Annotated in this window: 26 protein-coding genes; 15 read left to right on the forward strand and 11 right to left on the reverse strand. The window is 67.8% G+C overall.

What is annotated here, in order from left to right; all coding sequences use genetic code 11:
* Position 1 precedes the first annotated feature (1 nt).
* Entirely contained in the window at positions 2 to 2,215 is a 2,214-nt protein-coding gene (locus LH400_RS25060) for a primosomal protein N' (RefSeq protein WP_370638492.1), read from the reverse strand.
* Positions 2,216 to 2,326: 111 nt separating this feature from the next.
* Positions 2,327 to 3,031: an SDR family oxidoreductase gene (locus LH400_RS25065; RefSeq protein WP_229156196.1), complete on the reverse strand. Its 705-nt coding sequence runs from the start codon at positions 3,029 to 3,031 to the stop codon at positions 2,327 to 2,329.
* A gap of 174 nt (positions 3,032 to 3,205) precedes the next feature.
* Between LH400_RS25065 and fsa the strand changes: the two genes are divergently transcribed.
* Entirely contained in the window at positions 3,206 to 3,859 is a 654-nt protein-coding gene (gene fsa / locus LH400_RS25070; RefSeq protein WP_229156197.1) for a fructose-6-phosphate aldolase, read from the forward strand.
* 153 nt (positions 3,860 to 4,012) lie between these two features.
* Here the strand turns inward: fsa and dps are convergent, their stop codons facing one another.
* Together dps and fumC are read right to left on the reverse strand one after the other, a co-directional pair.
* Positions 4,013 to 4,513 carry a DNA starvation/stationary phase protection protein Dps gene (gene dps, locus LH400_RS25075; RefSeq protein ID WP_229156198.1) on the reverse strand — a complete coding sequence of 167 codons (501 nt, stop codon included), beginning with the start codon at positions 4,511 to 4,513 and terminating at the stop codon, positions 4,013 to 4,015.
* Between the two features lie 229 nt (positions 4,514 to 4,742).
* Positions 4,743 to 6,131 carry a class II fumarate hydratase gene (fumC, locus tag LH400_RS25080; RefSeq protein ID WP_229156199.1) on the reverse strand — a complete coding sequence of 463 codons (1,389 nt, stop codon included), beginning with the start codon at positions 6,129 to 6,131 and terminating at the stop codon, positions 4,743 to 4,745.
* A gap of 278 nt (positions 6,132 to 6,409) precedes the next feature.
* Between fumC and LH400_RS25085 the strand changes: the two genes are divergently transcribed.
* Positions 6,410 to 6,631: a YMGG-like glycine zipper-containing protein gene (locus tag LH400_RS25085; protein WP_229156200.1), complete on the forward strand. Its 222-nt coding sequence runs from the start codon at positions 6,410 to 6,412 to the stop codon at positions 6,629 to 6,631.
* 72 nt (positions 6,632 to 6,703) lie between these two features.
* Here the strand turns inward: LH400_RS25085 and LH400_RS25090 are convergent, their stop codons facing one another.
* On the reverse strand, positions 6,704 to 7,366 hold the full coding sequence (locus LH400_RS25090; RefSeq protein ID WP_229156336.1) for a YiaD family glycine zipper/OmpA-like lipoprotein: 663 nt from the start codon (positions 7,364 to 7,366) through the stop codon (positions 6,704 to 6,706).
* Positions 7,367 to 7,529: 163 nt separating this feature from the next.
* Positions 7,530 to 8,546, reverse strand: coding sequence for a phosphotransferase enzyme family protein (locus LH400_RS25095; protein WP_229156201.1), 1,017 nt, complete (start codon positions 8,544 to 8,546; stop codon positions 7,530 to 7,532).
* Positions 8,547 to 8,631: 85 nt separating this feature from the next.
* Between LH400_RS25095 and LH400_RS25100 the strand changes: the two genes are divergently transcribed.
* Positions 8,632 to 9,735 (forward strand): esterase-like activity of phytase family protein, encoded by a 1,104-nt coding sequence (locus LH400_RS25100; protein ID WP_229156202.1) that lies wholly within the window; start codon positions 8,632 to 8,634, stop codon positions 9,733 to 9,735.
* Between the two features lie 277 nt (positions 9,736 to 10,012).
* Positions 10,013 to 11,506 (forward strand): methyl-accepting chemotaxis protein, encoded by a 1,494-nt coding sequence (locus tag LH400_RS25105; RefSeq protein WP_229156203.1) that lies wholly within the window; start codon positions 10,013 to 10,015, stop codon positions 11,504 to 11,506.
* A 200-nt stretch (positions 11,507 to 11,706) separates the two neighbouring features.
* Here the strand turns inward: LH400_RS25105 and clpS are convergent, their stop codons facing one another.
* On the reverse strand, positions 11,707 to 12,015 hold the full coding sequence (gene clpS / locus LH400_RS25110) for an ATP-dependent Clp protease adapter ClpS (protein WP_229156204.1): 309 nt from the start codon (positions 12,013 to 12,015) through the stop codon (positions 11,707 to 11,709).
* Between the two features lie 216 nt (positions 12,016 to 12,231).
* Between clpS and hslV the strand changes: the two genes are divergently transcribed.
* Both hslV and LH400_RS25120 read left to right on the forward strand, forming a co-directional pair.
* Positions 12,232 to 12,792 carry an ATP-dependent protease subunit HslV gene (gene hslV, locus LH400_RS25115; protein WP_304502374.1) on the forward strand — a complete coding sequence of 187 codons (561 nt, stop codon included), beginning with the start codon at positions 12,232 to 12,234 and terminating at the stop codon, positions 12,790 to 12,792.
* A gap of 229 nt (positions 12,793 to 13,021) precedes the next feature.
* Entirely contained in the window at positions 13,022 to 13,438 is a 417-nt protein-coding gene (locus tag LH400_RS25120; protein WP_229156205.1) for a hypothetical protein, read from the forward strand.
* 56 nt (positions 13,439 to 13,494) lie between these two features.
* Here the strand turns inward: LH400_RS25120 and LH400_RS25125 are convergent, their stop codons facing one another.
* Together LH400_RS25125 and LH400_RS25130 are read right to left on the reverse strand one after the other, a co-directional pair.
* A complete protein-coding gene (locus LH400_RS25125) occupies positions 13,495 to 13,716 on the reverse strand; it encodes a SlyX family protein (RefSeq protein ID WP_229156206.1) in 222 nt (73 codons plus the stop codon).
* Positions 13,713 to 14,171: an acyl-CoA thioesterase gene (locus LH400_RS25130; RefSeq protein WP_229156207.1), complete on the reverse strand. Its 459-nt coding sequence runs from the start codon at positions 14,169 to 14,171 to the stop codon at positions 13,713 to 13,715. Before LH400_RS25130 ends, LH400_RS25125 begins: the two co-directional genes overlap by 4 nt.
* A 177-nt stretch (positions 14,172 to 14,348) precedes the next feature.
* Here LH400_RS25130 and LH400_RS25135 point away from each other — a divergent pair, with 177 nt between their 5' ends.
* From LH400_RS25135 to deoA, 8 genes are all read left to right on the forward strand, one after another.
* On the forward strand, positions 14,349 to 15,881 hold the full coding sequence (locus tag LH400_RS25135; RefSeq protein WP_229156208.1) for an ABC transporter ATP-binding protein: 1,533 nt from the start codon (positions 14,349 to 14,351) through the stop codon (positions 15,879 to 15,881).
* Positions 15,882 to 15,892: 11 nt separating this feature from the next.
* Complete coding sequence (locus tag LH400_RS25140) at positions 15,893 to 16,312, forward strand: VOC family protein (protein ID WP_229156209.1); 420 nt, start codon at positions 15,893 to 15,895, stop codon at positions 16,310 to 16,312.
* A 166-nt stretch (positions 16,313 to 16,478) separates the two neighbouring features.
* Positions 16,479 to 17,621 carry an ABC transporter permease gene (locus LH400_RS25145; RefSeq protein ID WP_229156210.1) on the forward strand — a complete coding sequence of 381 codons (1,143 nt, stop codon included), beginning with the start codon at positions 16,479 to 16,481 and terminating at the stop codon, positions 17,619 to 17,621.
* Entirely contained in the window at positions 17,621 to 18,589 is a 969-nt protein-coding gene (locus LH400_RS25150; RefSeq protein ID WP_229156211.1) for an ABC transporter permease, read from the forward strand. Before LH400_RS25145 ends, LH400_RS25150 begins: the two co-directional genes overlap by 1 nt.
* A 32-nt stretch (positions 18,590 to 18,621) precedes the next feature.
* On the forward strand, positions 18,622 to 19,017 hold the full coding sequence (locus tag LH400_RS25155) for a cytidine deaminase (protein WP_229156212.1): 396 nt from the start codon (positions 18,622 to 18,624) through the stop codon (positions 19,015 to 19,017).
* Positions 19,014 to 19,820, forward strand: a complete 807-nt coding sequence (locus LH400_RS25160) for a purine-nucleoside phosphorylase (protein WP_229156213.1) — start codon at positions 19,014 to 19,016, stop codon at positions 19,818 to 19,820. The genes LH400_RS25155 and LH400_RS25160 overlap by 4 nt, the downstream gene beginning before the upstream one ends.
* Positions 19,813 to 20,574, forward strand: a complete 762-nt coding sequence (gene deoC / locus LH400_RS25165; RefSeq protein ID WP_229156214.1) for a deoxyribose-phosphate aldolase — start codon at positions 19,813 to 19,815, stop codon at positions 20,572 to 20,574. The genes LH400_RS25160 and deoC overlap by 8 nt, the downstream gene beginning before the upstream one ends.
* A 250-nt stretch (positions 20,575 to 20,824) precedes the next feature.
* Positions 20,825 to 22,141, forward strand: coding sequence for a thymidine phosphorylase (deoA, locus tag LH400_RS25170; RefSeq protein ID WP_229156215.1), 1,317 nt, complete (start codon positions 20,825 to 20,827; stop codon positions 22,139 to 22,141).
* A gap of 28 nt (positions 22,142 to 22,169) precedes the next feature.
* On the opposite strand, the gene LH400_RS25175 is transcribed toward deoA, so the two are convergent.
* Positions 22,170 to 22,706 carry a retropepsin-like aspartic protease family protein gene (locus LH400_RS25175; RefSeq protein ID WP_229156216.1) on the reverse strand — a complete coding sequence of 179 codons (537 nt, stop codon included), beginning with the start codon at positions 22,704 to 22,706 and terminating at the stop codon, positions 22,170 to 22,172.
* Between the two features lie 263 nt (positions 22,707 to 22,969).
* On the opposite strand from LH400_RS25175, the gene LH400_RS25180 reads away from it, so the two are divergent.
* A complete protein-coding gene (locus LH400_RS25180; RefSeq protein WP_229156217.1) occupies positions 22,970 to 24,595 on the forward strand; it encodes a GMC family oxidoreductase in 1,626 nt (541 codons plus the stop codon).
* A gap of 10 nt (positions 24,596 to 24,605) precedes the next feature.
* Here the strand turns inward: LH400_RS25180 and LH400_RS25185 are convergent, their stop codons facing one another.
* Positions 24,606 to 25,811, reverse strand: coding sequence for an MFS transporter (locus LH400_RS25185; RefSeq protein WP_229156338.1), 1,206 nt, complete (start codon positions 25,809 to 25,811; stop codon positions 24,606 to 24,608).
* Positions 25,812 to 25,815 lie beyond the last annotated feature (4 nt).

The raw sequence follows: 25,815 nt of genomic DNA on the forward strand, positions 1-25,815 counted from the left end.
GTCACAGAAAGCTTTGCGGGTCCATGTCGACTTGCACCTGAACCGATCCGCGCGGAGGCGGTGCCGCTGCGAGCATCGTCCTCAGATAGGCCTGGATCGGCGCGCGCCGGCTCGCCTGGACGAGCAGGCGAAACCGATGCCGGCCCCTCAGCACCGCGAGCGGCGCCTCGGCGGGGCCGAGGATTTCGATCTCGCCCGTCTCCGGCGCGGCGGCGCGCAGAGCCCGCCCGTGCGCCTCCGCCTCGCGGCGCGTGTTCGCCGAGACGATGATCGCGGCTAGCCGGCCGAAGGGCGGCAGGCCGGCCCGTCCGCGCTCCTCGATCTCGCGGTCGTAGAAGGCGTCCGCATTGCCGGAGGCGATCGCCTGCATCACCGGGTGCTCCGGCTGGAATGTCTGGATCAGCCCGCGGCTCTTCAGGCCCGAGCGTCCGGCCCGGCCGGTCACCTGGTGAAGCAGCTGAAAGGTCCGCTCTGCGGCGCGCGGATCGCCATTGGCAAGGCCGAGATCGGCGTCGACCGCGCCGACCAGCGTCATCAGCGGGAAGTGGTGGCCCTTGGCGACGAGCTGGGTGCCGATGACGATGTCGGCCTCGCCGTCGGCGATCGCCTCCAGTTCGCGCCGCAGCCGCCGCGCGCCGCCGGCCATGTCGGAGGACAAAAGGATGGTGCGCGCCTCGGGAAAATCGGTGAGCATCTCCTCGGCGATCCGTTCGACGCCGGGGCCGCAGGCGACGAGGTGATCGAACGTGCCGCATTCGGGGCAGGCTTCCGGCCGCGGCACCTCGAAGCCGCAATGATGGCATTGCAGGCGGCCGCGCAGCCGATGGTCGACCAGCCACGTCGAGCAGTCCGGGCACTGGAAGCGATGGCCGCACACGCGGCAGAGCGTCAGCGGTGCATAGCCGCGGCGGTTGAGGAACAGGAGCGCCTGTTCGCCACGCGCGATCGTCGCGGCGATTTCCGTGTGCAGCACCGGCGAGACGAAGCGGCCGCGCGGCGGCGGCGACAGCCGCATATCGACCAGCGACAGGCTCGGCAGTTCGGCGGCGCCGAAGCGGGCGGGAAGCGCGACGTGGCGATAGCGCCCCTGGGCCGCATTCACCCGGGTCTCGATCGAGGGGGTGGCCGAGGCGAGAATGACTGGGAAGTCGCCGATCGAGCCGCGCACCACCGCCATGTCGCGAGCGTGGTAGAAGGTGCGCTCCTCCTGCTTGTAGGCCGGGTCGTGCTCCTCGTCGACGACGACGAGGCCGAGTTCCTTGAACGGCAGGAAGAGCGCGGAGCGGGCGCCGGCGACGATGCGCACGCGCCCTTCCGCCACCTGGCGCCAGATCTTCTCGCGCTGGCGGGGGGAGACGTCGGAATGCCATTCGGCCGGCGGCGCACCGAAGCGGGCGTGGAACCGGTCGATGAAGGCCTGGGTGAGCGCGATCTCGGGCAGGAGGATCAGCACCTGCCTGCCCTGATCGAGCACATTGGCGATCGCCTCGAAATAGACCTCCGTCTTGCCGGCGCCCGTGACGCCCTCGAGGAGCGTTACGTAAAATCCCGGTGCCGTCGTAGTCTCGACCAGCGAGGCCGCCGCAGCGCCCTGTTCGGCGCTGAGTTCGGCCCGGCCGTAGGCCGTGTCGGGTTCGGCCACCGCGGGGGCGGGGGGCAGTTTCACCGGCCGGAAGGCGTCCTGCTTGATCAGCCCGTCGACGACGGACGGCGTAACCCCGGCGGCATGGGCGAGGCCCGAGCGCGACCAGGCGCCGACCTCTGCCGCAGTTTCCATCACCCGGCGGCGGGCGTCGGTCATGCGGTCCGGCAGCACACCCGTCGCCTCGATGCCGTCGATGAAGGGTTCCGGATCGAAGGCTGCCGGTGCGCGCAGCGCCATGCGCACGACGAGGCCGGGCGGCGACAGCGTGTAGTCCGACACCCAGTCGACGAAGCGGCGCATCTCCGCGCCGAGGGGCGGGCAGTCGAAGACTTTCGTGATCGGCCGGAGCTTCTTGGAATCGACCGCATCCGTCGGTCCGTCCCAGACCACGCCCGCGACCTGCCGGGGCCCGAGCGGCACCTGCACGATCGACCCCGGCTGGACCAGCATACCTTCTGGTACGGCATAGGAATAGGCGCGCTCGCTGGGCAGCGGCACCAGGACCGGGACGGTGGAGATCGCAAAGAGCTGGTCCGTGAAGTTCAAGGCATCCCCGGCAGAGCGGCGCAGCGGGCGACATGGCGGCGAATCGCGACCGTCGTCCTTTCCCGGATTTAAGCGGCGACGGCCCGTCCGCCAACCGGGCGGACGATCAAGGCTTCGAACCGGACCCGGCCGCGATCACACCGATCGGGTGATACCGCCGTCGACCCGGATGTTCTGTCCGGTGATGTAGCCGGCGCCTTCGGAGGCGAGAAAGGCGATCGTCGCGGCGACTTCGGCGCTGTGGCCGTAGCGTTCCATCGGGATGCGCCGGCGCCGCTCCTCGGTTTCCGGCAGGCTGTCGATGAAGCCGGGCAGGACGTTGTTCATGCGCACGTTGTCGCTCGCATATTTGTCGGCGAAGAGCTTGGTGAAGGCCGCAAGCCCGGCGCGGAAGACGCCGGAGGTGGGAAACACCGGGTCCGGCTCGAAGGCCGCGAAGGTCGAGATGTTGACGATCGAGCCGGATCGCTGGCTCACCATGATCGGCGTGACCAGCCGCGTCGGGCGCACGGCGCTGAGGAGGTAGACGTCCATCCCCTCGTGCCAGTCCTCGTCGGTGAGGTCGAGGACCGGGGCGCGGGGGCCGTGGCCGGCGCTGTTGACGAGGACGTCGATCCGACCGAAGCGCTCCATGGTGCCCTCGACCAGCCGCGTCAGGTCCTCGTTCGACCGGTTCGACCCGGTGACGCCGAAACCGCCGAGTTCTTCGGCGAGCGCCTCGCCCTTGCCGGAGGAAGAAAGCACGGCGATCCGGTACCCGTCCTCGGCCAGCTTGCGGGCGGCGGCCGCGCCCATGCCGCTTCCGCCTGCGGTAACGATGGCGACTTTCTGATCTGACATATCGGCTTCCTGTCCCCGAGACCGCCGCGTTCCTCTTTACCGACCGGCTTCCTATATCAACATGTGCAAGGGCTCGCGTCGACGGCAGCACAGCATGCATGTGGCGCCGATGGCCCAACTCCTGTTAAGGGACGCTTCAGACCCCAACCCAGACGCCACGAAGAGGGCACAGTCATGAAATTCTTCGTCGACACGGCGGATATCGCCGAAATTCGCGAGCTCGCAGATGCCGGGCTCCTCGACGGCGTCACCACGAACCCGTCGCTGATCATGAAGGCGGACCGGCCGATGAAGGACATCGTCGCCGAGATCTGCGACGTGGTCGACGGGCCGGTCTCGGCCGAGGTGACGGCCACCGACTATGCGTCCATGGTTCGCGAGGGCAAGATCCTCGCGGAGATCGCCGACAACGTCTGCATCAAGCTGCCGTTGACGCTGGACGGGCTGAAGGCCTGCAAGGACCTGACGGGCGAGGGCTATCTCGTCAACGTCACGCTCTGCTTCTCGGCAGTGCAGGCGCTGCTCGCCGCCAAGGCCGGCGCGACCTTCATCTCGCCCTTCATCGGCCGGCTCGACGACATCAATCTCGACGGCATGCAGCTGATCGCCGACATCCGGCGCATCTACGACAATTACGAGTTCGAGACGGAGATCCTCGCCGCCTCGATCCGCACCATGAACCATGTACGCGAGGCCGCGCTGATCGGCGCCGACGTCTGCACCGTGCCGCCGGCGACGCTGAAGGGCCTCGTCAAGCATCCCCTGACCGACAAGGGGCTCGATCAGTTCCTGGCGGACTGGAAGAAGACCGGCCAGACGATCGGCTGATCGCGCCAGCGACCTCGGCGCACTCGGCGCGTATTGGCTGCGGGGGTAGACCGCGGCCCGCACAGCTAGGTCCGGGGAACGCTGGAAGACATGAAGAAGGCCGGAGGCGAAAGCTTCCGGCCTTGCAAGGTCGCTTCGTGATCGAGGCCCGGTCTAGGCCTGGAAATGGCTTTCCATGAAGTAGATCGACTTGTCGAGGCCGCGCCCGACCCCCGTCAGAAGGTCTTCGGTCAGCGGGTCTCCCGCTTCGGAGGCTTCCTCGATACCCTTTTCGACTGCCGCGCTCCATTTGGCGTAGCTTTCCGTCAGCCGCTTCAGATGGTCCTCGGACTTGACGAGATCGAGCGGATAGGGGTCGAGCACCGAGTTTTCCGTCGCCGCCTGGACGGTGCCGTGCGCCTGGCCGCCGAGCGCGGTGAGCCGCTCGGCGATGGTGTCGACATAGTCCTCGGTCAGCTCGTGCAGCTCGTCGAACAGCTTGTGCACGGCGATGAAGTTCATGCCCTTGACGTTCCAGTGCGCCTGTTTGGTCTGGTAGGTGATGTCGACCGCTGTCGCGAGATGGGTCTGGAGCAGTTCGACCATCGAGCCCCGGATGTTCTCCGAGATCGGATTCTTGGTCGGATGGAGCTTTGTCTTGGCGGCCTTGGCCATGATGGGATCCCTTCTGCCGGATGATGATGCGGCAGCACGCGGGATCGATCCCCGCCTTCCGCACTGCCGAAAGACCAGCGACAACCGTTGAGGCGGTCAACGGTTCCGGGGGTGCGCTGTCGCGCGCCGCTTCTCGAGGTCGGAATCTCGGTCGGCGGGGCGGGCGAGTGGGGCGGAGCGCCGGATCTGCCGCAGGGGCTCGTCCGGCAGGCCCGCCCCTGCCATCGGTTCAGTTCGGCGAAATCATCGTCTTGGGGTCGACGATGCGGTCGTAGTCCTCGCCGGAGACGAGGCCGGAGGCGATCGCCTCCTCGCGCAGCGTCGTGCCGTTCTGGTGCGCGGTCTTGGCGATCTTGGCGGCATTGTCGTAGCCGATCGTCGGAGCGAGCGCCGTCACCAGCATCAAGGACTGCTCCATGAGGCTCCTGATGCGCTCCTCGTTCGCCTCGATGCCGTCGACGCAGTGCTCGGCGAAGCTCTCCATGCCGTCGGCGAGAAGCCGGATCGAGGAGAGGACGGCGTTGGCGATGACCGGCTTGAAGACGTTCAGCTCGAAATGCCCCTGGGAGGCGCCAACTGTCACCGTCGTCTCGTGGCCGAAGACTTCCGCCGCGACCATTGTGAGGGCTTCCGCCTGGGTCGGGTTGACCTTGCCGGGCATGATCGAGGAACCCGGCTCGTTGGCGGGAAGGTTGAGCTCGCCGAGGCCGGAGCGGGGACCGGAGCCGAGGAAGCGGATGTCGTTGGCAATCTTGAAGAGGTCGGCGGCGAGCGTATTCAGCGACCCGTGGAAGAAGGCGAGCGCGCCGTGCGAGGCAAGCGCCTCGAACTTGTTCTCCGCAGTGCGGAAGGGCTGGCCGGTCAGGTTCGCGATCTCGATCGCGATCTCGGCGTCGAAGCCGATCGGGGCGTTGAGCCCGGTGCCGACCGCCGTGCCGCCCTGGGCCAGCGAATAGACGCCCTCCAGCGAGTCGCCGACGCGCTTCTTCGAAAGCTCTAGCGCCGCCGCATAGCCGGAGAATTCCTGGCCGAGCGTGACCGGGGTCGCGTCCTGCGTGTGGGTGCGGCCGATCTTGATGATATCGGCGAAGTCATCGGCCTTCTTGGCGAGGGCGGCCTGCAGCCGGTCGAGGGCGGGCAGGAGGCGACGCTCGGTCTCCATCACCGCCGCGACATGCATCGCGGTCGGAAAGACGTCGTTCGACGACTGGCTCATATTGACGTGATCGTTGGGGTGGACCGGCTTCTTGGAGCCCATCGTCCCGCCCATCATCTCGATCGCGCGGTTCGAGATGACCTCGTTGACGTTCATGTTGGTCTGGGTGCCGGAGCCGGTCTGATAGACGACCAGCGGGAAGTGATCGTCGAGCTTGCCTTCGATGATCTCGTCCGCGGCGTTCTCGATCGCCTCGGCGATCTCCTCGGAGAGCCGGCCCTTCCTCGCGCTGACACGCGCCGCGGCCTTCTTGATCGTCGCCAGAGCGTGGATCAGCGGCAGCGGCTGGCGGTCGGTGCCGATCTTGAAATTGTTGCGCGAGCGTTCGGTCTGCGCCCCCCAATAGCGATCGCTCGCCACCTCGATGGCACCGATGGAATCGGTCTCTGTGCGTGTCGTCATGGGCGAACCCTTCCTCGCGTTATCCGATGATCGTCTTGCCATAACGGGGCGACCGGCGGATCGGAAGGGCGCCCCTGCGGTAAAAATCGGTTTAGAACCCGTTGCAGAAGCGCGCGATGGCCGGCGGGAGCGGCCACCGCCGGCCGCCGCCACATGGTGGCCCCGCCAGATCCTCGCCGCGCGCAGGAATTTTCGCGAACAGTTCTTGTCGTCTCAACACTTTGCGACAATTCTTCCCGTCAGGAGCAAGTTGCTCGCCGGTCGATGGAGAATCCGAAATGCAGGGAATGAACAAGTTCCGGACTGGACTTCTGGTTGTACTTGGTGTGTCGCTGGCTGCAGCCTCCGGCTGCACCCGGACCGAGCGCACGCTCGCCGGCGCCGGGATCGGCGGCGCGAGCGGCGCGGTGATCGGCAATGCCGTCGCCGGCTCGGGCGGCGCGATCGTCGGCGGCGTCGGCGGTGCGGTCGTGGGCGGCGTCGTCGGCCGGAACTACTGATCGCTCAGAGAGGCCGAAGCCAGATGGCCGCGCCCCGGGCGCGGCCACTCTTTTTCACGAGACGGGACTGCCTCAGCCGGCGGTGAGCGGCGAGATCGCGATCTCGACCCGGCGGTTCTGGGCGCGGCCCTCTTCCGTGGCGTTGGAAGCGACCGGCCGGCTTTCGCCGAAGCCCTGCATGTTGAGGCGCCGGGGATCGATGCCCTGGCTGGCCAGATACTGGCCGACGGAGGAGGCGCGCTGCTGCGAGAGCTGCAGATTGTATGCGTCCGAGCCCTGGCTGTCGGTATGGCCGTAAACGTCGACGATCGACCGGTCGTATTCCTTCAGGACGAGGGCGACCGAGCCCAGCGTCGGGTAGAAGGCCGGCAGGATCGACGCCTGGTCGGTCGGGAAGGTGATGTTGGAGGGCATGTTGAGGATGATGCGGTCGCCGACGCGCGTCACCGACACGCCGGTGCCCTGCAGCTGGGCGCGCAGCTTGGCCTCCTGATTGTCCATATAGGCGCCGACGCCGGCGCCGCTGAGGAGGCCGACACCCGCTCCGACCAGCGCGGCGCGGCCCGCGTCGACGCCGGTCGCGCGGCCGATCAGATAGCCGGCCCCCGCTCCGAGGCCCGCGCCGATGCCGGCTCCGCCGACAGTGTTGGAGAGCTTGGCCTCGCCCGTATAGGGATCGGTGGTGCAGCCGGCGAATGCGGCGGTCATGGCGAGTGCAAGGGCGAGCTTCTTCATCGGGTCGTCTTCCAGCCTGTGAGCGCGGGCGTTCATCGCCCGCTTCGGGTGTCCTTCGCGTCTGCCGATAGTCAGCACAGACGGCTGGAATAGGGCTTGCGGGCAGGGTCGGCGATTTGCCGGGAAGTGTGGCCGAACGGACACGGCCCGGTATACCGCCAGCTCACAGCAGCCGCGGGCCCAGCCTCTCCTGCTCGAAGGCGAGGAGGAAGGCCAACTCCCGGCGCAGGACCGGCTCGGGCAGATGTTCCATGCCCCATTCGCTCGCCGCCTTGCCGGCATACTGGCCGAGCAGCCAGATGTGGCGGATGGCGACGAAGGGCAGGATGGCCGCCTCGTCGGCCGGAGCGATCCGGCGGATCGAGCGATAGCCGTCCTCGAAGGCATGCCACATCGCGTGCCGGCGTCGGCCGAAGGAGATCTGCGCCCATAGATGCACCGCGAGGTCGTAGGCGAGAGGGCCGGGACCGCCATCGTCGAAATCGAAGAAGGCGGCCTCGCCGGGCCTCGGACCGGCGGTGGCGATGCGGGCGTTCAGCCCATGGCAGTCGCCATGGCAGCGCGTCTTCGTCATATGCGCGTCCAGCGCCGTAACGCGCTCCGCCAGCCGCTCGGCAAGGGCGGCGAGTTCGCCGGCGTCGTCCGGCCCGAGACGACCGAGGCTCCGGATCGCGGCGAGCGGCCGGCGGAGCAGCTGCTCGAGGTCGCAGCGCCGCAGGCCCGTCTCCCATTCACCATAGGTTTCGGCCGCGTCATGAAGGCGGGCGAGGGTCATCCCTTGCGCCCGGGCGTCCTGCGGCGAGTCGAGGTCGGGAACCCGACCGTCAAGAAAGCGGAAGAGGACGAGCGGGCGCGGCCCCTGCGGCAGGTCGACAAGCTGGAAGAGCGTTCCGTCCTCGGCCGGCACTGGCGCCGCGACCGGGACGCCGGCCTGGTCGAGAAAGGCGATGAAAGCCGTCTCCGCCTGAACGTCGCGGATGCCACCGAGGCGCTCGCCGGACAGCCGGGCGATGAAGCGCTCGCCATTCCGGCCTGCGATCTCATAGGTGTCGTTGAAGCCGCGGCTGAGAAGCGAGGCGCGTGGCGTGCCCGCAATCTGGTAGCGATCGGCGAGCCATTCCGCGATCGTGTCGGGCGCGGCCGTGGCATAGACGACGCGACGAGTGGTATCCTCGGACATCGAGACGGCTCGCTGCTTTGCCTGTCATCGCCCTGTCAGCCTGGCGCGCGAGAACATCGCATCCTGTCCCTGAAAGGCAAGCGCCATGCGTTCGATCCGCCGGCTTTCCTCGATCTCCGCCCTCGTCGGGGCCTTCCTCGCCGCAGCGCCGGCGCTCGCCGAGGACGCCGCGCCGCTCCCCGCGCCGACCTATCGCGGCGAGATCGTCATCCCGACCGGCCTGAAGATCGCCGGCACCGAATTCGGCGGGATCTCCGGCCTCGACTACGATGCGGCCAGCGGGACCTTCTATGCAATCTCGGACGATCGTTCGGAAAAGGCGCCGGCGAGGTTCTACCGGCTGATAATGGACCTGTCCGAGAAGGGCATCGCCGGCCTCGACATCGCCGCGACCGACACGCTGACCGGCCTCGACGGCAAACCGTTTCCGGTTGGCGGCATCGATCCCGAGGCGATTCGCGTTGATGCGGCCCGCCAGCGGATCTACTGGTCGAGCGAGGGCGACGCCTTCGGCAAGCCGCAGATCTTCGTCGCCGGAATGAACGGCAAGGCAGAGAAGACGCTCGACCTGCCCGACGCCTTCCTGCCGAATGCCGGGGGAACGCGCGGCATCAACCCGAACCTTGCCCTCGAGGGGTTGGCGATCTCGCCGGACGGAACGACGCTCTATGCCATCACCGAGAACGCGCTGGTCCAGGATGGCGACAAGGCGACCTTTGAGGTGGGCAGCCCGTCGCGGCTGCTGGCGATCGACCTCGACACCGGCAAGCCCGGCACCGAATATGTCTATGAGACCGACAGGATCCCGTTTCGCCCGAAACAGGCGGGGGGCAGCGCCGACAACGGCGTCAGCGAGATGCTCTCGCTTCCGGACGGCCGTCTGGTGACCGTCGAGCGGTCCTATGTCGCCGGCGTCGGCAACCACATCGCCTTCTACGTCGTCTCGCTCGAAGGCGCCGACGAAATCTCCGGCAAGGCGACCATCGCGGGCGCGACGCCTTTGAAGAAGGCGCTGTGGTTCAAGATCGACGAGGGCGATTTCGGCGGGCTCGACATCGACAATATCGAATGCCTGACCTTCGGGCCTGAGATCGCCGGCGAGCGCTCGATCGTCATCGCCTCGGACAACAATTTCAGCCGGCACCAGGCAAGCCAGTTCCTGCTGTTCACCGCGCCGGCAGGCGACTGAACGCCGCATCCAGCCTGCCTCCCGCGTCAGTAGGGCGCGGCCGTCCTCCGGATCGGCCGATGCGGGTTCCTTGCAGCAAAACTCCCGCGGGTGACAGTCGATAGTCCCGCGATCACCTGTGCGGCGCAGGATGAGAATATCAGGCATACTTGCTTTTATTGTATCACTGAAGTTTGTGGCGTCGCATGCAGCGATATTAACCAATTTTCAATCGAACCCGCCGAAGACCGAAGGGGATCACATCGTAGCAACTTTCTCCCTTTCGACAGGAAGCTTCATGCGGCCCTTTTCCCGGCGTCACGACGAAACCCAGGCCAAGCTCGACACCTATCGCAAGCTCGAAGAGCGCTGGAACCTTCTGGACACGACCTGCGGCGTGGGCCTGTGGGAGGCCGTCCTCCACCAGGCAGACGCCATGCACCCGCAGAGCCAATGGACCTGGTCGCCGGAGTTTCGCCGGCTGATCGGCTTTTCCTCCGAGGCCGAATTTCCCAATGTCGTGCAGTCCTGGTCGGACCGCCTGCATCCGGACGACGTGGAGGCGACCTTCGCCGCCTTCGGTGGGCATCTCGGCGACAAGTCCGGCAAGGCTCGCTACGATGTGAACTATCGCCTGAAGATGCGCGACGGCGAGTATCGCTGGTTCCGCGCCACGGGCGGCTGCCGCCATTCCGGCGACGGCACGATCCGCGCCTGCGGGTCGCTCACCGACATTCACGAGGCAACCTTGGCGGCTCAGGCCCGGACCGAGGCCGCTGCGGACGATGCCCGGATCATCGCCTGCCTGGACGAAGCCTTCCAGGCGATTGCCAAGCGAGATCTCTCCTTCCGCGTCACCGACAGCTTGCCGCCGCGGGTCGAGCAGTTGAAGGTCAACCTGAACGCGGCGCTTGAGCAGATCGAAGGGGCCATGGGGCAGATCCGGGAGACCGCGTCGGCCATCCAGGGCGGTTCGCAGGAGCTGACGCAGGCGAGCGACGACCTCGCGCGCCGCACCGAGCAGCAGGCGGCGAGCCTGGAGGAGACCAGCGCGGCTCTGCGAGAGATCACCGACACCGTCCAGCAGGCGGCGAGCGGTGCGGCCGAGGCGGCGCGGACGGCGGCCGCCACCACGGCGGAGGCGAACGCCTCGGGCGAAATCGTCACGCAGGCGGTATCGGCCATGGCGGAGATCGAAAAATCTTCCGGGAAGATCGGGAACATCATCGGCGTCATCGACGAAATCGCCTTCCAGACCAATCTTCTGGCGTTGAACGCCGGGGTCGAGGCGGCCAGAGCCGGCGAAGCCGGCCGAGGCTTTGCCGTCGTCGCGCAGGAGGTTCGCGGCCTCGCCCAGCGCTCGGCGGAAGCGGCCAAGGAGATCAAGGACCTGATTTCGATCTCCTCGACACAGGTCGAGACAGGTGTCTCGCTGGTCGGCCGGACTGGCGAGGCTCTGCGGCATATGGTCGAGCAGGTCCGCGCGATCGACAAGCTCATCGCCGAGATCAGCGTCTCCGGACAGAACCAGTCCTCGACCCTGCGCGAAATCAACGCCGCAGTCGGGCAGATGGACAAGGTGGTCCAGCAGAACGCCGCCATGGTCGAGCAGTCGACCGCGGCCTGCCACGCGCTCCTGCGCGACTCCGAGGGCCTGACCGACATGGTCACGAGCTTCAAGGTCGTCGCCGATCGGTCAGGAAGTGGAGGCGTCTCGGGGTCGCATTCCTCGGCCCGGCGTCAAAGTGGCGACGGCATCGTCGTTCCTCTGCGAGCCGGCGGCAGGGGCTGAGCCTCACGAAAGCGGCGGCCGCCGCCGCCGAAATGCCACCGGCCGTCTTCATATCGGCCGGTGGCGCGCGATCCGTTTACGGTCGGCCATGGCGTTTCGTTATGGCTTTTCCGGCAGCCGGGGCGAGGGCCGTTCAAGAAGGTCGCCCGAAAGGGAGGTAAGCCGGCAAAAGGCAGGTGGAGCCTCGTCTGCGGCCGCCCCTATTCCTCGGGCTCGGTCGTGAACATCAGCGGGTAGCCGCGGCGCTGGCCGGCTTCGGTGGCGCGGCTCGCCTTGGTCTCCGCGACGTCCTTGGGATAGACCGAGACGACGCACGAGCCCTTGGTATGGGCGGTGACCATCACGCGCTGCGCCTGATCGTCGGACAGGCGGAACTCGCCCTTCAGCACCCTGACGACGAATTCGCGCGGCGTGAAGTCGTCATTGATCAGGATGACCTTGAACAGGCGCGGTCGCTCGACCTTCGGCTTGACCGCGGTCTTGCGCTCGATCGTGTTGTCGTCCGCCATGGCGATACTCCCGCGAGCCGGCCGGCAAAAATTGCGGCCCGGTTGAAACGGGCAGGCCGGCGGCGGGATCCGGACATCCCGCGATGGGCGAAGTAGCTCGCGACGCCATGCTTGGCAAATCCCGCCGCCGCGCCCACATGCGAGGCGGATCGACGGCCCGCTTCGCCTCGCATGAGGGTTCGGGCGTCGGATGAGAAGGATTTTCTGAGCATGAGCATGGAACAGCACGACCCGGCGCAGATGTATGCGACGACGATCGTTACCGTCCGCAAGGGCGGCAAGGTGGTGATCGCCGGCGACGGTCAGGTCTCCCTCGGCAATACGGTGATCAAGGGGAATGCCCGCAAGGTCCGCCGGATCGGCAAGAAGGGCCAGGTGATCGCGGGCTTTGCCGGCGCGACCGCCGACGCCTTCACGCTTCTGGAGCGGCTGGAGGCCAAGCTCGAACAATATCCCGACCAGCTGATGCGCGCCTGTGTCGAGCTCGCCAAGGACTGGCGCACGGACCGCTATCTCAGGCGGCTCGAGGCGATGATGATCGTCGCCGACCGCACCATCACCCTCACCTTGACCGGCAATGGCGACGTGCTGGAGCCGGAGGAGGGCGTGATGGCGATCGGCTCGGGCGGCAATTATGCGCTGGCCGCCGCGCGGGCGCTCGCCGACACCGGCTACGACGCCGAGGAAATCGCCCGCCGGGCGATGAAGATTGCCGGCGAGATCTGCATCTACACGAACGGCAACGTCGTCATGGAGACCCTCGCCGAAGAAGGATGACGCCCCCGCGTCTGCCCTCGCCCGGGATCCAGCCGCGCGCGCCGCAGTGCGGGCGGACGGACGCTGCGACAAGAGCTGCGGACGCGCAGATATGGAAGGCGGCGGCGAACCATCCTATGGATGGTCGCGAATGCGGCGGATCCACCCAAGGATGCTTCGCGGCCGCCCGTCCGCGGTGGCCGGTCGTCCCGCCAGACCCTGCGGATCGACGGTCGGAAGGCCATTTGTGATGAACCTCCTTCGAGCTCTCACCCTCGGCGCTCTCATGATCGCGGGAGGGCCTGCCGTCGCCCAGGATGCGGAGAATCTCGTCGCGGTCAGCAACACCGCGATGTCGATCACCGGCGACGTCACCATGGACGATTTCGGCATGACCTTCGAGAACGGCGACCAACTCGCCTTCGACGAGCTGGTCGCCGACAGTTTCACGGTCGACGGGCAGCAGGTCGCCGCCTCGCTCTACAGCGTCAAGACGCCGGGCGACCCTGTCCTACTCAATGGCAACAGGCTCTGCGGCCAGGGCAAGGTCACCTATGTCGCCAGCTGGGGAACGGACCTGGTCATGGTTGCGGTCTTCACGACGCAGGACGTGCCGCAGTCGGATGCCGAGATGTGCGCGTCCTATACCTACGAATACCGGCAATAGGTCCCGCAGGCGTACCGGGCGCCTTCCGCAGACATTCGCCCGGGGAAGGCTGCCACTCAGTAGTGCGGCGGCTTTCCCGCTTCCGGCTTCGGCAGCGCGATGTCCTCGACCGTGCCGACCCGGTCGGTCAGCCCCTGGATCGCACGCTGCATCCGCTTGATCGTCTCGAAGGCCTGGGCAAGCTCGCCCGACAATTCCTCGATCTCCTTCGCCTGATGGGCGACCATGACCTCGAGGTCCTCGATCCGGCTGCCGTCCGCATCTTCAGACTGGCTCATCCTGCGATCTCCTGAAGCTTTTCGCGCATTGTCCCGCTGATGGCCACCGGCCGCCGCGTCGTCTGGTCGACCGCGACATGGACGAAGAAGCCGTCCGCTGCCGCGCACTCCTCGTCCTCTCGGAACAGGCCGATCTCGTAGCGGATCGAGGACGTCCCCAGCCGGCCGACACGGATACCCGCCGTCACCCGATCCGGGAAGGCCATCTCGCGATGATAGCGGCAGCCGGTTTCCACGACGAGGCCTATCGTCTCGCCTTGGGACAGATCGAGCAACCCCTCGGCGATCAGCCAGGAATTCACCGCCGTGTCGAAGAGCTGATAGTGCACGACATTGTTCATATGGCCGTAGACGTCATTGTCGGACCAGCGCGTGGTCAGCGGCACGAAGGCGCGGAAGGCGGCGCGCCGGGGCGGGGCCTGTCGCTTTGCGGCCGGTCGATCTTGCTCCTCCATGGCGTCGCTGCGGCGGCCTCCCCCGTTCGTCCTGCCGGCGCATCATGCGGCGAGGCATGGACGGGACGCAATGGCCGCCTTTCCCGCCGGGGGAAACTCATTTGCCGGAGACTGGCAATCTGCGTTCCGCCCAACTAGTCTTCGGCCGACGCAACCCGTTGTTTGAGCACCCTCCGCATGGCTGAACCCGCGATCGAACTCATCGATATCGACAAGAGCTTCGGCGCGGTACGGGCGAACAGGAACATCAACCTCGAGGTCGAGCGCGGCACGATCCACGGGATCGTCGGCGAGAACGGCGCGGGCAAATCGACCCTGATGTCGATCATCTACGGCTTCTACCAGGCCGATCGCGGCGAGATCCGGGTCGGCGGGAAGGCGGTCGAAATCGTCGATCCGAACGCGGCCATCGCCGCCGGCATCGGCATGGTCCACCAGCATTTCATGCTCGTCCACAACTTCACCGTGGTCGAGAACGTCATGCTCGGCGCCGAGAAGTCGCCGCTCCTGAGGCAAGGCATCGCCGCCGTGCGGGCCGAGCTGAAGCGGCTCGCCGAGGAGCATTCGCTCGATGTCGATCCCGACGCGGTCGTCGAGGAACTGCCGGTCGGCCTGCAGCAGCGGGTCGAGATCCTGAAGGCGCTCTATCGCGGGGCCGACGTCCTGATCCTCGACGAGCCGACCGGCGTCCTCACCCCGGCCGAGGCCGACCACCTCTTCGCCGTGCTGAAACAACTGCGCGACGAGGGCAAGACGATCATCCTGATCACCCATAAGCTGCGGGAGATCATGGCGATCACCGACGCCGTCTCGGTCATGCGGCAGGGCGAGATGGTGGCGACGCGCAAGACCGCCGAGACCTCCGTCGGGGAACTCGCCGAGCTGATGGTCGGACGCCGCGTCCTCCTGACGGTCGACAAGGGCGAGGCGAGGCCGGCCGATGTGAAGCTCTCCGTCCGCAACCTGACCGTCCGCGACGGGCGCGGCGTCGTCATGGTCGACGACGTCTCCTTCGACGTCCGGGCCGGAGAGATCGTCGGCATTGCCGGCGTCGCCGGCAACGGCCAGAGCGAGCTTCTCGAGGCGATTTCCGGGATCAGGCGGGCGGAGCGGGGCGAGATTCGCCTTCTCGGCCGCGACATCGACCCGGTGCGCGAGGCCGACCCGGCGGCGATCCGGAAGATCGGCTGCGCCCATGTGCCCGAGGACCGCCATTATATGGGCCTCGTCCTGCCCTTCGAGGAAAACGAGAACGCCATTTTAGGCTATCAGGACGACGCGCGCTTTCGAAAGGGGCTGCTTCTCGACCGCGACGCCATGCGCCGCGATGCCAGGAAAAAGATCGCCGACTACGACATCCGTCCGCCGGACTGCCGGCTGAAGACCTCGAACTTTTCCGGCGGCAATCAGCAGAAGATCGTGCTGGCGCGAGAGATGGAGCGCGATCCCGACGTTCTCCTGATCGGCCAGCCGACCCGGGGCGTCGATGTCGGGGCGATCGAGTTCATCCACAAGCGGATCGTCGCCATGCGCGACGCCGGCAAGGCGATCCTGCTGGTCTCGGTCGAGCTCGACGAAATCCGCGCGCTGACGGATCGTATCCTGGTGATGTTTGCCGGCAAGATCGTCGGCGAGCGTGGGCCGGAGGCGGCCGAGGGCGAACTCGGCCTCTTGATGGCCGGCGTCGAGGAAAGGGAGGCTGCCGAGTGAATTCCGCCCGCGTGACACTGATAACCCTCGGCGTCGCGGATGTCGCCCGCTCGGTCGCCTTCTACGCCGCGCTCGGATGGGAAAAGTCCGAGGCGAGCGTGGAATCGACTGCCTTCATGCTCGGCGAGGGCATCATCCTGTCGCTCTGGGACCGCACCGAGATGATCGCCGACGGCGGCGAAGGCGAACTGCCGGAAGGCTCCGGCTCAATGGCGCTGGCGGTGAACTTCGAGAGCCCTGAGGCGGTCGATGCGTTCTACGCCCGCGCAGTGGATGCCGGTGCGAGCCCGGTGAAACCGCCCAAGAAGGTGTTCTGGGGCGGCTATTCCGGCAATTTCCGCGATCCGGACGGTCATCTCTGGGAGGTCGCGCACAACCCCTTCTGGCGGCTCAGCGACGATGGCCGGGTCGATCTGACGAGCGCGTCATGATGCTGGCGTCTACCCATTGCGCCCATGGCGGAGCGCCACGGTGCGCGGCAGAGCGGGGTGCAGCCGAAGGGCGTAGACGGAGCAGAGCTCGACGCGCCGAGATCGCCGCCCGACGATCGCCCGGCATCAAGTCCGGCCTCTCCACCCATCGAAGGCTGACGCGCCGATGAGCCGCCCCTATGCGAAACTCCCGCGCTGGATCGACTACGGCCTGATCCCTCTGATCAATCTCGTCGTTGCCTTCGCGGTCGCGGGTCTCGTGGTGCTCGCGGTCGGCGAAAGCCCGCTCAAGGCCGCGGCGCTGATGCTGCGCGGCGCCTTCGGCTATGGCGAGGGCGTCGGCTTCACCCTCTACTACGCCACCAATTTCATCTTCACCGGCCTCGCCGTCGCGGTCGCCTTCCATGGCGGGCTGTTCAACATCGGCGGTGAGGGACAGGCCTATGTCGGCGGGCTCGGCGTCGCCGTGGTGTCGCTGTCGCTCGGGGCGGTCCTGCCCTGGTGGCTGAACCTGCCGCTGGCGGTCGTCCTGTCCTTTGCCTGCGGTGCGCTCTGGGCGCTGATCCCGGCCTATCTCCAGGCCAGGCGCGGCAGCCACATCGTCATCACCACCATCATGTTCAACTTCATCGCCGCCGCGCTGATGGTCTATCTCCTGGTGGGGGTGCTGAAGCCGGCGGGCACGATGGCGCCGGAGTCCGCGACCTTCGTCGAAGGCGGGCAGCTGCCGAAGCTGAAAGGGCTCTTTACGCTGTTCGGCTCGAATCTCGGCGGCGCGCCGCTCAACGTCTCGATCTTCGTCGCGCTCCTCGCGGCCCTCCTCGTCTGGGTGCTGATCTGGCGCACCCGGCTCGGCTACGAGATCCGCACGCTCGGCTTCTCGCCGCGCGCAGCGCGCTATGCCGGCATGTCGGAGACGCGGCTGATCGTCGTCACCATGATGATCTCCGGCGGGCTCGCCGGCATGATGGCGCTCAACCCGGTGATGGGCGACCAATACCGCGTCGTCATCGACTTTCCCGGCGGCGCCGGTTTCGTCGGCATCGCCGTCGCGCTGATGGGCCGCGGCCATCCCGCCGGCATCATTCCGGCGGCCCTCCTCTTCGGCGTGCTCTATCAGGGTGGGGCGGAACTCGCCTTCGACATGCCGTCGATCTCGCGCGACATGATCGTCATCATCCAGGGCCTCGTCATCCTCTTCGCCGGCGCGCTGGAAAACATGTTCCGGCCGGGCGTCGGCGCAGCCTATCAATGGGTCCGCTTCCGCAAGGAGGAGCCGGCCGGCGCCAATCTTCCGGAGGCGCGCTGATGGATCTCGGCATCGCCCTCGACATCGTCGATTCCACCATCCGCCTGTCGACGCCGCTGCTCTTCGCAGCGCTTGCCGGGCTCTACTCCGAGCGCTCCGGCATCTTCGACATCTCCCTCGAAGGCAAGATGCTGATCGCTGCCTTCGCCTCGGCCTCGGCCGCCGCCGTCTGGGGATCCGCCTTCCTCGGCCTCCTCGTCGGCATCGGCGCAGCGATCCTCTTCTCGCTCATCCACGGCCTCGCCTCGATCACCTATCGCGGCAACCAGATCGTCTCCGGCGTCGCCATCAACTTCATCGCCGCGGGCCTGACGATCATTCTCGGCCAGAGCTGGTTCGGCCAGGGCGGGCGCACGCCGAGCCTCTTCGGCGGCGGCCGCTTCACGTCGATCCACCTGCCGGGCGAGGAGGCGCTGGCAGGCGTGCCCGTCCTCGGGCCGATCTATTCGGAGGTGATCTCCGGGCAGACGTTGCTCGTCTATGTCGCCTTCGCGATGGTGCCGCTGACCTGGTGGGTGCTGTTTCGCACCCGCTTCGGCCTGCGCCTTCGGGCCGTCGGCGAGAACCCCGCCGCGGTCGACACCGCCGGCATATCGGTCGCCTTCCTGCGCTATCGCGCGGTCATCATCTGCGGCGTCCTCACCGGCTTTGCCGGCACCTATCTCTCGGTTGCGCAGGCCGCCGGCTTCACCCGCGACATGACCGCCGGCAAGGGGTACATCGCGCTCGCCGCGCTGATCTTCGCCAATTGGAAGCCGGTGCCGGTGATGTTCGCCTGCCTCTTGTTCGGCTTCCTCGACGCGATCTCGATCCGCGTGCAGGGTGTCGAACTCCCGGTCGTCGGCCAGATCTCGGTGCAGTTCGTGCAGGCGCTGCCCTATATCCTGACCGTGATCCTCTTGGCCGGCTTCGTCGGCAAGGCGACGCCGCCCAAGGCCGGGGGCGTGCCCTATGTGAAGGAAAGGTAGCAAGTGTTCATGCTGCATCGGGGTTCTTGACCATGGCCGACGATCTCTTCGCCAAGGCGAAATCCGCCATGCGCAAGGCGCACGCGCCCTATTCGAAATTTCCCGTCGGGGCGGCGCTGCGGACCACGGACGGGCGGATCTTTGCCGGCTGCAACATCGAAGTGGTGAGCTTTCCCGAGGGCTGGTGCGCCGAGACGACGGCGATCGCGCACATGGTGATGGACGGCGGTGGCCGGATCGCCGAGATCGCCGTCGTCGCCGAGAAGCTGCCGCTGTGCTCGCCCTGCGGCGGCTGCCGGCAGCGCATCGCCGAATTCGCCTCGGCCGAGACGCGCGTCCATCTCTGCGACATCGACGGCGGGGTGAAGGAGAGCGTCTCGATGGGCGAACTCCTGCCGCGTGCCTTCGACACGGACACGCTCGGATGAGCCCGTCGGCAGAATATCTGCGGTTCCGGCTCGGCGAGCGCCGGCCGGTGATGGCGATGGTGCTGGGCTCCGGTCTCGGCAGCCTGGTGGAGAGGGTCGAGGCGCCGCTGAACGTGCCGTTCTCCGAAGTGCCGGGCTTTCCCGCGAGCGGCGTGTCCGGCCATGCGGGCAAGGTCATCGCGGGGCGGCTCGGCGGGCGCGAAGTCCTCTTTCTCTCTGGCCGCGTCCACTATTACGAGAAGGGCGATGCGGCGGTGATGCGCCCGGTGATCGAGGCGCTGCGCGATCTCGGCGTCAGGGCACTGTTCCTCACCAATTCCGCCGGCTCGGTGCGCGAGGACATGCCGCCGGGATCTGTGATGATCGTCGAGGATCACATCGCCTTTTCCGGCATGAATCCCCTGATCGGCGAGGCCTCCGACGGGCGCTTCGTCGGCATGACCGCCGCCTACGACCCGGATCTGCGGGAAAGGCTTTCGGCCGCGGCAGGGGCGCTCGGTGAGCCGGTCTCCACCGGCGTCTACATGTGGTTCTCCGGCCCCTCATTCGAGACGCCGGCGGAGATCCGGATGGCGAGGACGCTCGGCGCCGACGCGGTCGGCATGTCGACCGTGCCGGAGACGATCCTTGCCCGCTTCTTCGGCCTCAGGGTCGTCGCGGCGTCGGTGATCACCAATCTCGCCGCCGGCATGACCGGTGGCGAACTCTCCCACGAGGAGACCAAGACCATGGCGCCGATGGGCGGTGCGCGGCTCGCGCGCCTCGTCGAGCGCATGCTGGCCGATGGAGCTTTCGATGGATGACGTGGCGCGCCGCAGGCGGGCGGCCGAGCTGATCGGTCGGCTGGACCTCACCAATCTCAACGACGACTGTACGCAGGACGACATAGCCGCGCTCTGCCTGCGCGCGGCAACGCCGGCGGGACCGACGGCCGCGATCTGCATCTGGCCACGTTTCGTTGCCTATGCCCGCCAGCATCTCGTGCCGGGCATCCGCATCGCCACGGTCGTCAACTTCCCGGCCGGCGGCGACGATGTCGACGAAACGGTGATGGAGGCGAAGCAGGCGGTCGCCGACGGCGCCGACGAGATCGACATGGTGATCGCCTATTCGCGCCTGGTCGAGGATCCGGGCTTCGTCGAGGCGCAGGTTCGCACGGTGAAGGCCGCCTGCGGTCCGGCACGGCTGAAGACGATCCTCGAGACCGGCAAGCTCTTCGACGAACCCGCCATCCGCACGGCCTGCCGCGCAGCGCTTGCCGGCGGCACCGACTTCCTGAAGACCTCGACCGGCAAGGTGGAGGTCAACGCGACCCCCGCCTCGGCGCGCATCCTCCTCGAGGAGATCGCCAAGGCCGGGTCGACGGTGGGCTTCAAGCCGGCCGGCGGGATCAAGACCTTCGAGGACGCCGACGGCTACATGACGCTCGCCGAATCGATCTGCGGCAAGGACTACCCGACGGCTGAACGCTTCCGGCTGGGCGCTTCCGGCGTTCTGGGGGATCTCCTCGCGGTATTCGAGGGGCGCGAGAGGGCCGGCGAGAAGGCGGGGTATTGATGGCTATGCGTCTTACGTCTGCGGCTGCACGCCCCCCTCTGGGCTGCCGCCCATCTCCCCCGCAAGGGGGGAGATCGATCTTGCGCGGACGTCTCAGCCCGCTCGCTCGCCCCTCCGATCGCAGCAACATCGACAGAATGGGCGCCATCGACGAAGCGCGTGATCTCCCCCCTTGCGGGGGAGATGTCCGGCAGGACAGAGGGGGGCGCCTCGGGCACGACCGTCGCGAGAGAATGCGGGGGCGCACACGATGATCCTCCCCCAGGAACTGATCCGGCAAAAGCGCGACGGTGGTGCGCTCGACCCCGAGGCCATCAAGGCCTTTATCGCCGGGTTCGAAGACGAGCGGGTCACCGAGGGCCAGGTCGCGGCCTTTGCCATGGCGGTGTTCTTTCGGGGGATGACTTCGGCTGAGACCGTCGCGCTGACCGAAGCGATGCGCGATTCCGGCGACACGCTCGACTGGTCCGGCCTCGACCGCCCGGTCGTCGACAAGCACTCGACCGGCGGCGTCGGCGACAATGTCTCGCTGATGCTCGCCCCGATCGTCGCCGTCTGCGGGGCAGCCGTGCCGATGATCTCCGGCCGTGGCCTCGGCCATACCGGCGGCACGCTCGACAAGATGGAGGCGATCCCCGGCTACAGCGTCACGCCCGACAACGAGACCTTCCGCCGCACGGTCCGCGACGTCGGCTGCGCGATCATCGGCCAGACCGGCCGCCTCGCGCCGGCCGACAAGCGCTTCTATGCCGTCCGCGACGTGACGGCGACGGTGGAATCGATCCCGCTGATCACCGCCTCGATCCTGTCGAAGAAGCTCGCGGCGGGGCTTCAGGGCCTCGTCCTCGACGTCAAATCCGGCTCCGGCGCCTTCATGGCGAAGGAGGAGGACGCCCGCGCGCTGGCCGAAGGCCTCGTCGCGGTCGCCAATGGCGCCGGCCTTGCGACCACCGCGCTCCTCACCCGCATGGACGAGGCTCTGGCCTCGGCCGCCGGCAATGCGGTCGAAGTGGAGAACGCCGTGCGCTTCCTCACCGGTGACCATCACGACGGCGCGCTGGAAGCGGTGACGCTGGCGCTCGCCGCGGAGATGCTGGTGCTGGCGCGTCTTGCCGAAACGCCGGACGCGGGACGGGCGATGGCGGCGAAGGCCCTCGCGGACGGGCAAGCGGCGGAGGTTTTCGGCCGCATGGTCAAGGCGCTCGGCGGCCCCGGCGATTTCGTGGAGCGGATGGGGGCGTATCTGCCGAAGGCGCCGGTGGTGCGGGAGGTGACGGCGGAGTCCGCCGGCCATGTCGCTGCCGTCGACGCGCGCGCGCTTGGGCTCGCGGTTGTCGAGCTCGGCGGCGGGCGGACCCGGCCGCAGGACGAAATTGACCATGCCGTCGGGCTCACCGGCCTTGCGCGCATCGGCTCGCAACTGGAGGCGGGCGATCGGCTCGGCACCATCCATGCCCGCAGCGAGGACGCCTTTGCCCGCGCCGCCGCGATGCTGCGTGCGGCCTATCGACTGTCCGACGAGGCCGTCGCGGCGCCGGGCCCGGCGGTGATCGCCCGCGTCGGCTGAGATTCGGCTGCTCGCCGGCGGTCGGCCGCTACTGCCTCAGCACCAGCCGCCCGTTCTCGATCGAAAAGCCATCGAGGCGGTTGAGAAAGCTCATGCCGAGCAGCGTCACCGGCAGCTGCCCGTCATGGAGCACGATCGCATCGACATTGGTGATCTCGATCGGCCCGAGCGACACGCGGGCGATCCGCGTGCGCGCGGCAGGCGCCTCGCCATTCGCGGTTCGGACCGTTTCGCGCCATGCGGCGGGCGGGGGTGCGACACCGAGCCGGCGTGCCGTCGTCTCGTCGAGCGCGACGAGGGTCGCGCCCGTGTCGACCAGAACCGGCACGAACTGGCCGTTGAGCCGTGCGTCGGTGCGGAAATGCCCGGCCCGGTCAGCCTGAAGTTCCGTGGTGCGGCCGGCGGGGCGCGGCGCGGCGGGCGCGGCCGCCTCGACGAGGCTCGGCGCGGGATCGAGTTCCTCGACCTCGCCCGACAGCATCGCCGCCTCGTAACGCTCGAACACCGAGGGGGCGGCAAGCGCCACCAGCGACGAGAACACCATCAGGACAAGGAATTTGTGCATCGGATTTCGCCTTCGCGCCGGGCCGATTGCGGGGAGGCTAGCGCGACGCTCCTTTCTCCCCCGTAAAGCCGGCTGGCCGAATGAAGGGCGCAGGCTTTGACGGGTGAAGCCTTCATCGTCGCGACGGGATCTGCGGCCCGACGCTACCGGAGCGAAAGGGCGGCCGTGGCCGGCCGGGTTGCCCTTCTTGCGTCTTCCGTCCGGGTGGAGCCGCCCGGCGGGGCGTTGTATGCCGGTTGCGGGAGACGCTTCGGGAGGACGCCATGAACGGGAAGAACCCGGCAGAGACCTACGACTACGTGATCGCGGGCGCGGGGTCGGCGGGCTGCGTCCTCGCCAACCGCCTGTCGGCCGATCCGAAGAACCGGGTCCTGCTTCTGGAGGGCGGGGGCAAGGACAATTGGATCTGGTTCCACATCCCGGTCGGCTATCTCTTCGCCATCGGCAATCCGCGCGCCGACTGGATGTTCAAGACCGCTGCCGAGACCGGACTGAACGGGCGTGCGCTCGCCTATCCGCGCGGAAAGGTGCTGGGCGGCTCTTCGGCGATCAACGCCATGATCTACATGCGCGGCCAGGCCGCCGACTACGACCACTGGCGCCAGCTGGGGCTTCAGGGCTGGGGCTGGGGCGACGTCCTGCCGGTGTTCAAGCGGGTCGAGGACCATGTGGAGGGCGAAAGCGCGTTCCACGGTGCCGGCGGCGAGTGGCGGGTCGAGCATCCGCGCATAAGCTGGGAGATCCTCGACCGCGTGCGCGACGCGGCGGAGGCGGCGGGGGTGAAGAAGATCGCCGATTTCAACACCGGCGACAACACGGGCTCCGCCTATTTCCAGGTCAACCAGAGGGCCGGCCGGCGCTGGAGCGCGGCGCGCGGCTTCCTGAAGCCGGCGATGAAGCGGCCGAACCTCAGGGTCGAGACGGGCGTGACCGTCGAGCGCGTGAACCTCGAGGACGGGCGCGCGGTCTCGGTCACCTATCGCAGGGCCGGCGAGACGATGACCGCCGGCGTGCGCGGCGAAATCGTGCTCGCCGCGGGGGCGGTGGGCTCGCCGCTGATCCTCGAGCGCTCCGGCATCGGCGCGGCCGAGCGGCTGAAGGCGCACGGCATCGAGGCGGTCCACCATCTGCCGGGCGTCGGCGAGAACCTCCAGGACCATCTGCAGATCCGGCCGATCTACAGGGTCCACGGCATCAAGACGCTGAACACCGAATACTGGAACCTCGTCTCCCGGGCGTTGATGGGCGCGAGCTATCTGTTCCGCCGGCGCGGGCCGCTGACCATGGCGCCGAGCCAGGTCGGCGCCTTCGTGAAGTCGTCGCCCGAATACGAGACGGCCAATCTCGAATTCCACTTCCAGCCGCTGTCGCTGGACGACTGGGGCCATGGCCTGCACCGCTTTTCGGCCTTCACCGCCAGCGTCTGCAATCTGAGGCCGACGAGCCGCGGCTCGATCCACATGTCGGGTCCCAAGGCCGAGGACCGGCCGGACATTCGCCCGAACTACCTCTCCACCGAGACCGACAGGCGCGTCGCAGTGGATTCCCTGAAATGGGCAAGGCGCATCGTGTCGCAGAAGCCGCTCGAAGCCTACCGGCCGGAGGAGGTGAAGCCCGGCGCGCACATCGCCTCGGACGCGGAGATGCTGGTGGCTGCCGGCGATCTCGGCACGACGATCTTCCACCCGGTCGGCACCGCCAAGATGGGCACCGAGGACGACAGGATGGCGGTGGTCGACGAACGGCTTCGCGTCCGCGGCATCAGGGGCCTCAGGGTGATCGACGCTTCGGTGATGCCAACGATCACCTCCGGCAACACCAATTCGCCGACCATCATGATCGCCGACAAGGGCGCCGAGATGATGCTGGAGGATGCCAGGGTGCGGTGATCGAGGTCTCTCAGGCCTTGCGCGCGTCGGCACCCGCCATCATGCCGGAAAGGGCGAGAACGACGAGAACGAGCGCGGACATGCCGACATAGACGTCGGCGAGGCCGACGCTCTCGGCAAGGAGGCCGATCGCCGAGGGCGCCAAGAGCCCGCCGGAATAGCCGATGGCGGTGGCGATCGAGATGCCGATGCCGGGCTTGAGGCCGGGAACGTTGCCGGCGGCGGAAAAGGCGATCGGCACGATGTTCGACAGGCCGATACCGGTCAGCGCGAAGCCGCAGATGACGATCGGCAGGCTGCCGCCGAGCCCGGTGAGGAGGAGGCCGCTCGCCGCGACGAGGGAGAACAGCCGCACCGTGTTGACCGCGCCGAGCCGGTCGCGGATGCCGTCGCCGAGGAAGCGGAAGGTCGCCATGGCCGCCGAGAAGGCTGCAAAGGCGAGCCCCGACGTGACGACGTCGGCGCCGAGCGTCCCGCGCAGATAGATCGCGCTCCAGTCGATCGCCGCGCCCTCCGGCAGCATGGCGATCAGCGCGAACACGCCGATGGCGAGCGCCGTCACGAGCGCCGAGCGGTCGCGCCGCGCCGCCGCGATGATCGCGGCAAGGCCCCCGCCGCCGCCCGTTTCTTGCGCCGCCTCGTGGTCGAGCCGGTCGTCATGCCCGAGCTTCACGACGACGAGGAGCGCGGCGAGGGTCAGGAGGCCGGCAAGGACGGCATGGGCCGGCGCGCCCAGCGCCGCGATGACCGGACCGCCGATCCCCGCTCCGATCATGCCGCCCATCGACCAGAAGCCATGGCAGGACGACATGATCGCCCGGCCCATGCCGCGCTCGACCGCGACGGCATTGGCGTTCATCGCGACGTCCATCCCGCCGAGCATCATGCCGAAGAAGAAGATCGCGGGGACGGCGAGAAGCGGGCTCGGCGCGACGACGAGAAGCGTCAGGGCGGGCGCGAGCAGGAGGTGGGTCGCGATCAGCGGTCGGCGCGAGCCGCCGCGCGAGATCGCAGCCCCGATCGCCGGCATGGCCGCCACTGCGCCGAGGCCGAAGACGAGGATCAGGAGCCCCAGCGCGCCCTCGGAAAAGCCGAGCCGGCCGGCGAGGATCGGCACCTGCGGCGCCCAGGACCCGATGGCGAATCCGTTGACCAGGAAGGCGATTGCAACCGCCGTGCGGGCGGGCGGAAAGAAGCCGGCCCGGTCGAGAGCCATGGTG

It is taken from the genome of Jiella soli, from assembly GCF_020615385.1.
Taxonomy (GTDB): Bacteria; Pseudomonadota; Alphaproteobacteria; order Rhizobiales; family Rhizobiaceae; genus VKMB-3413.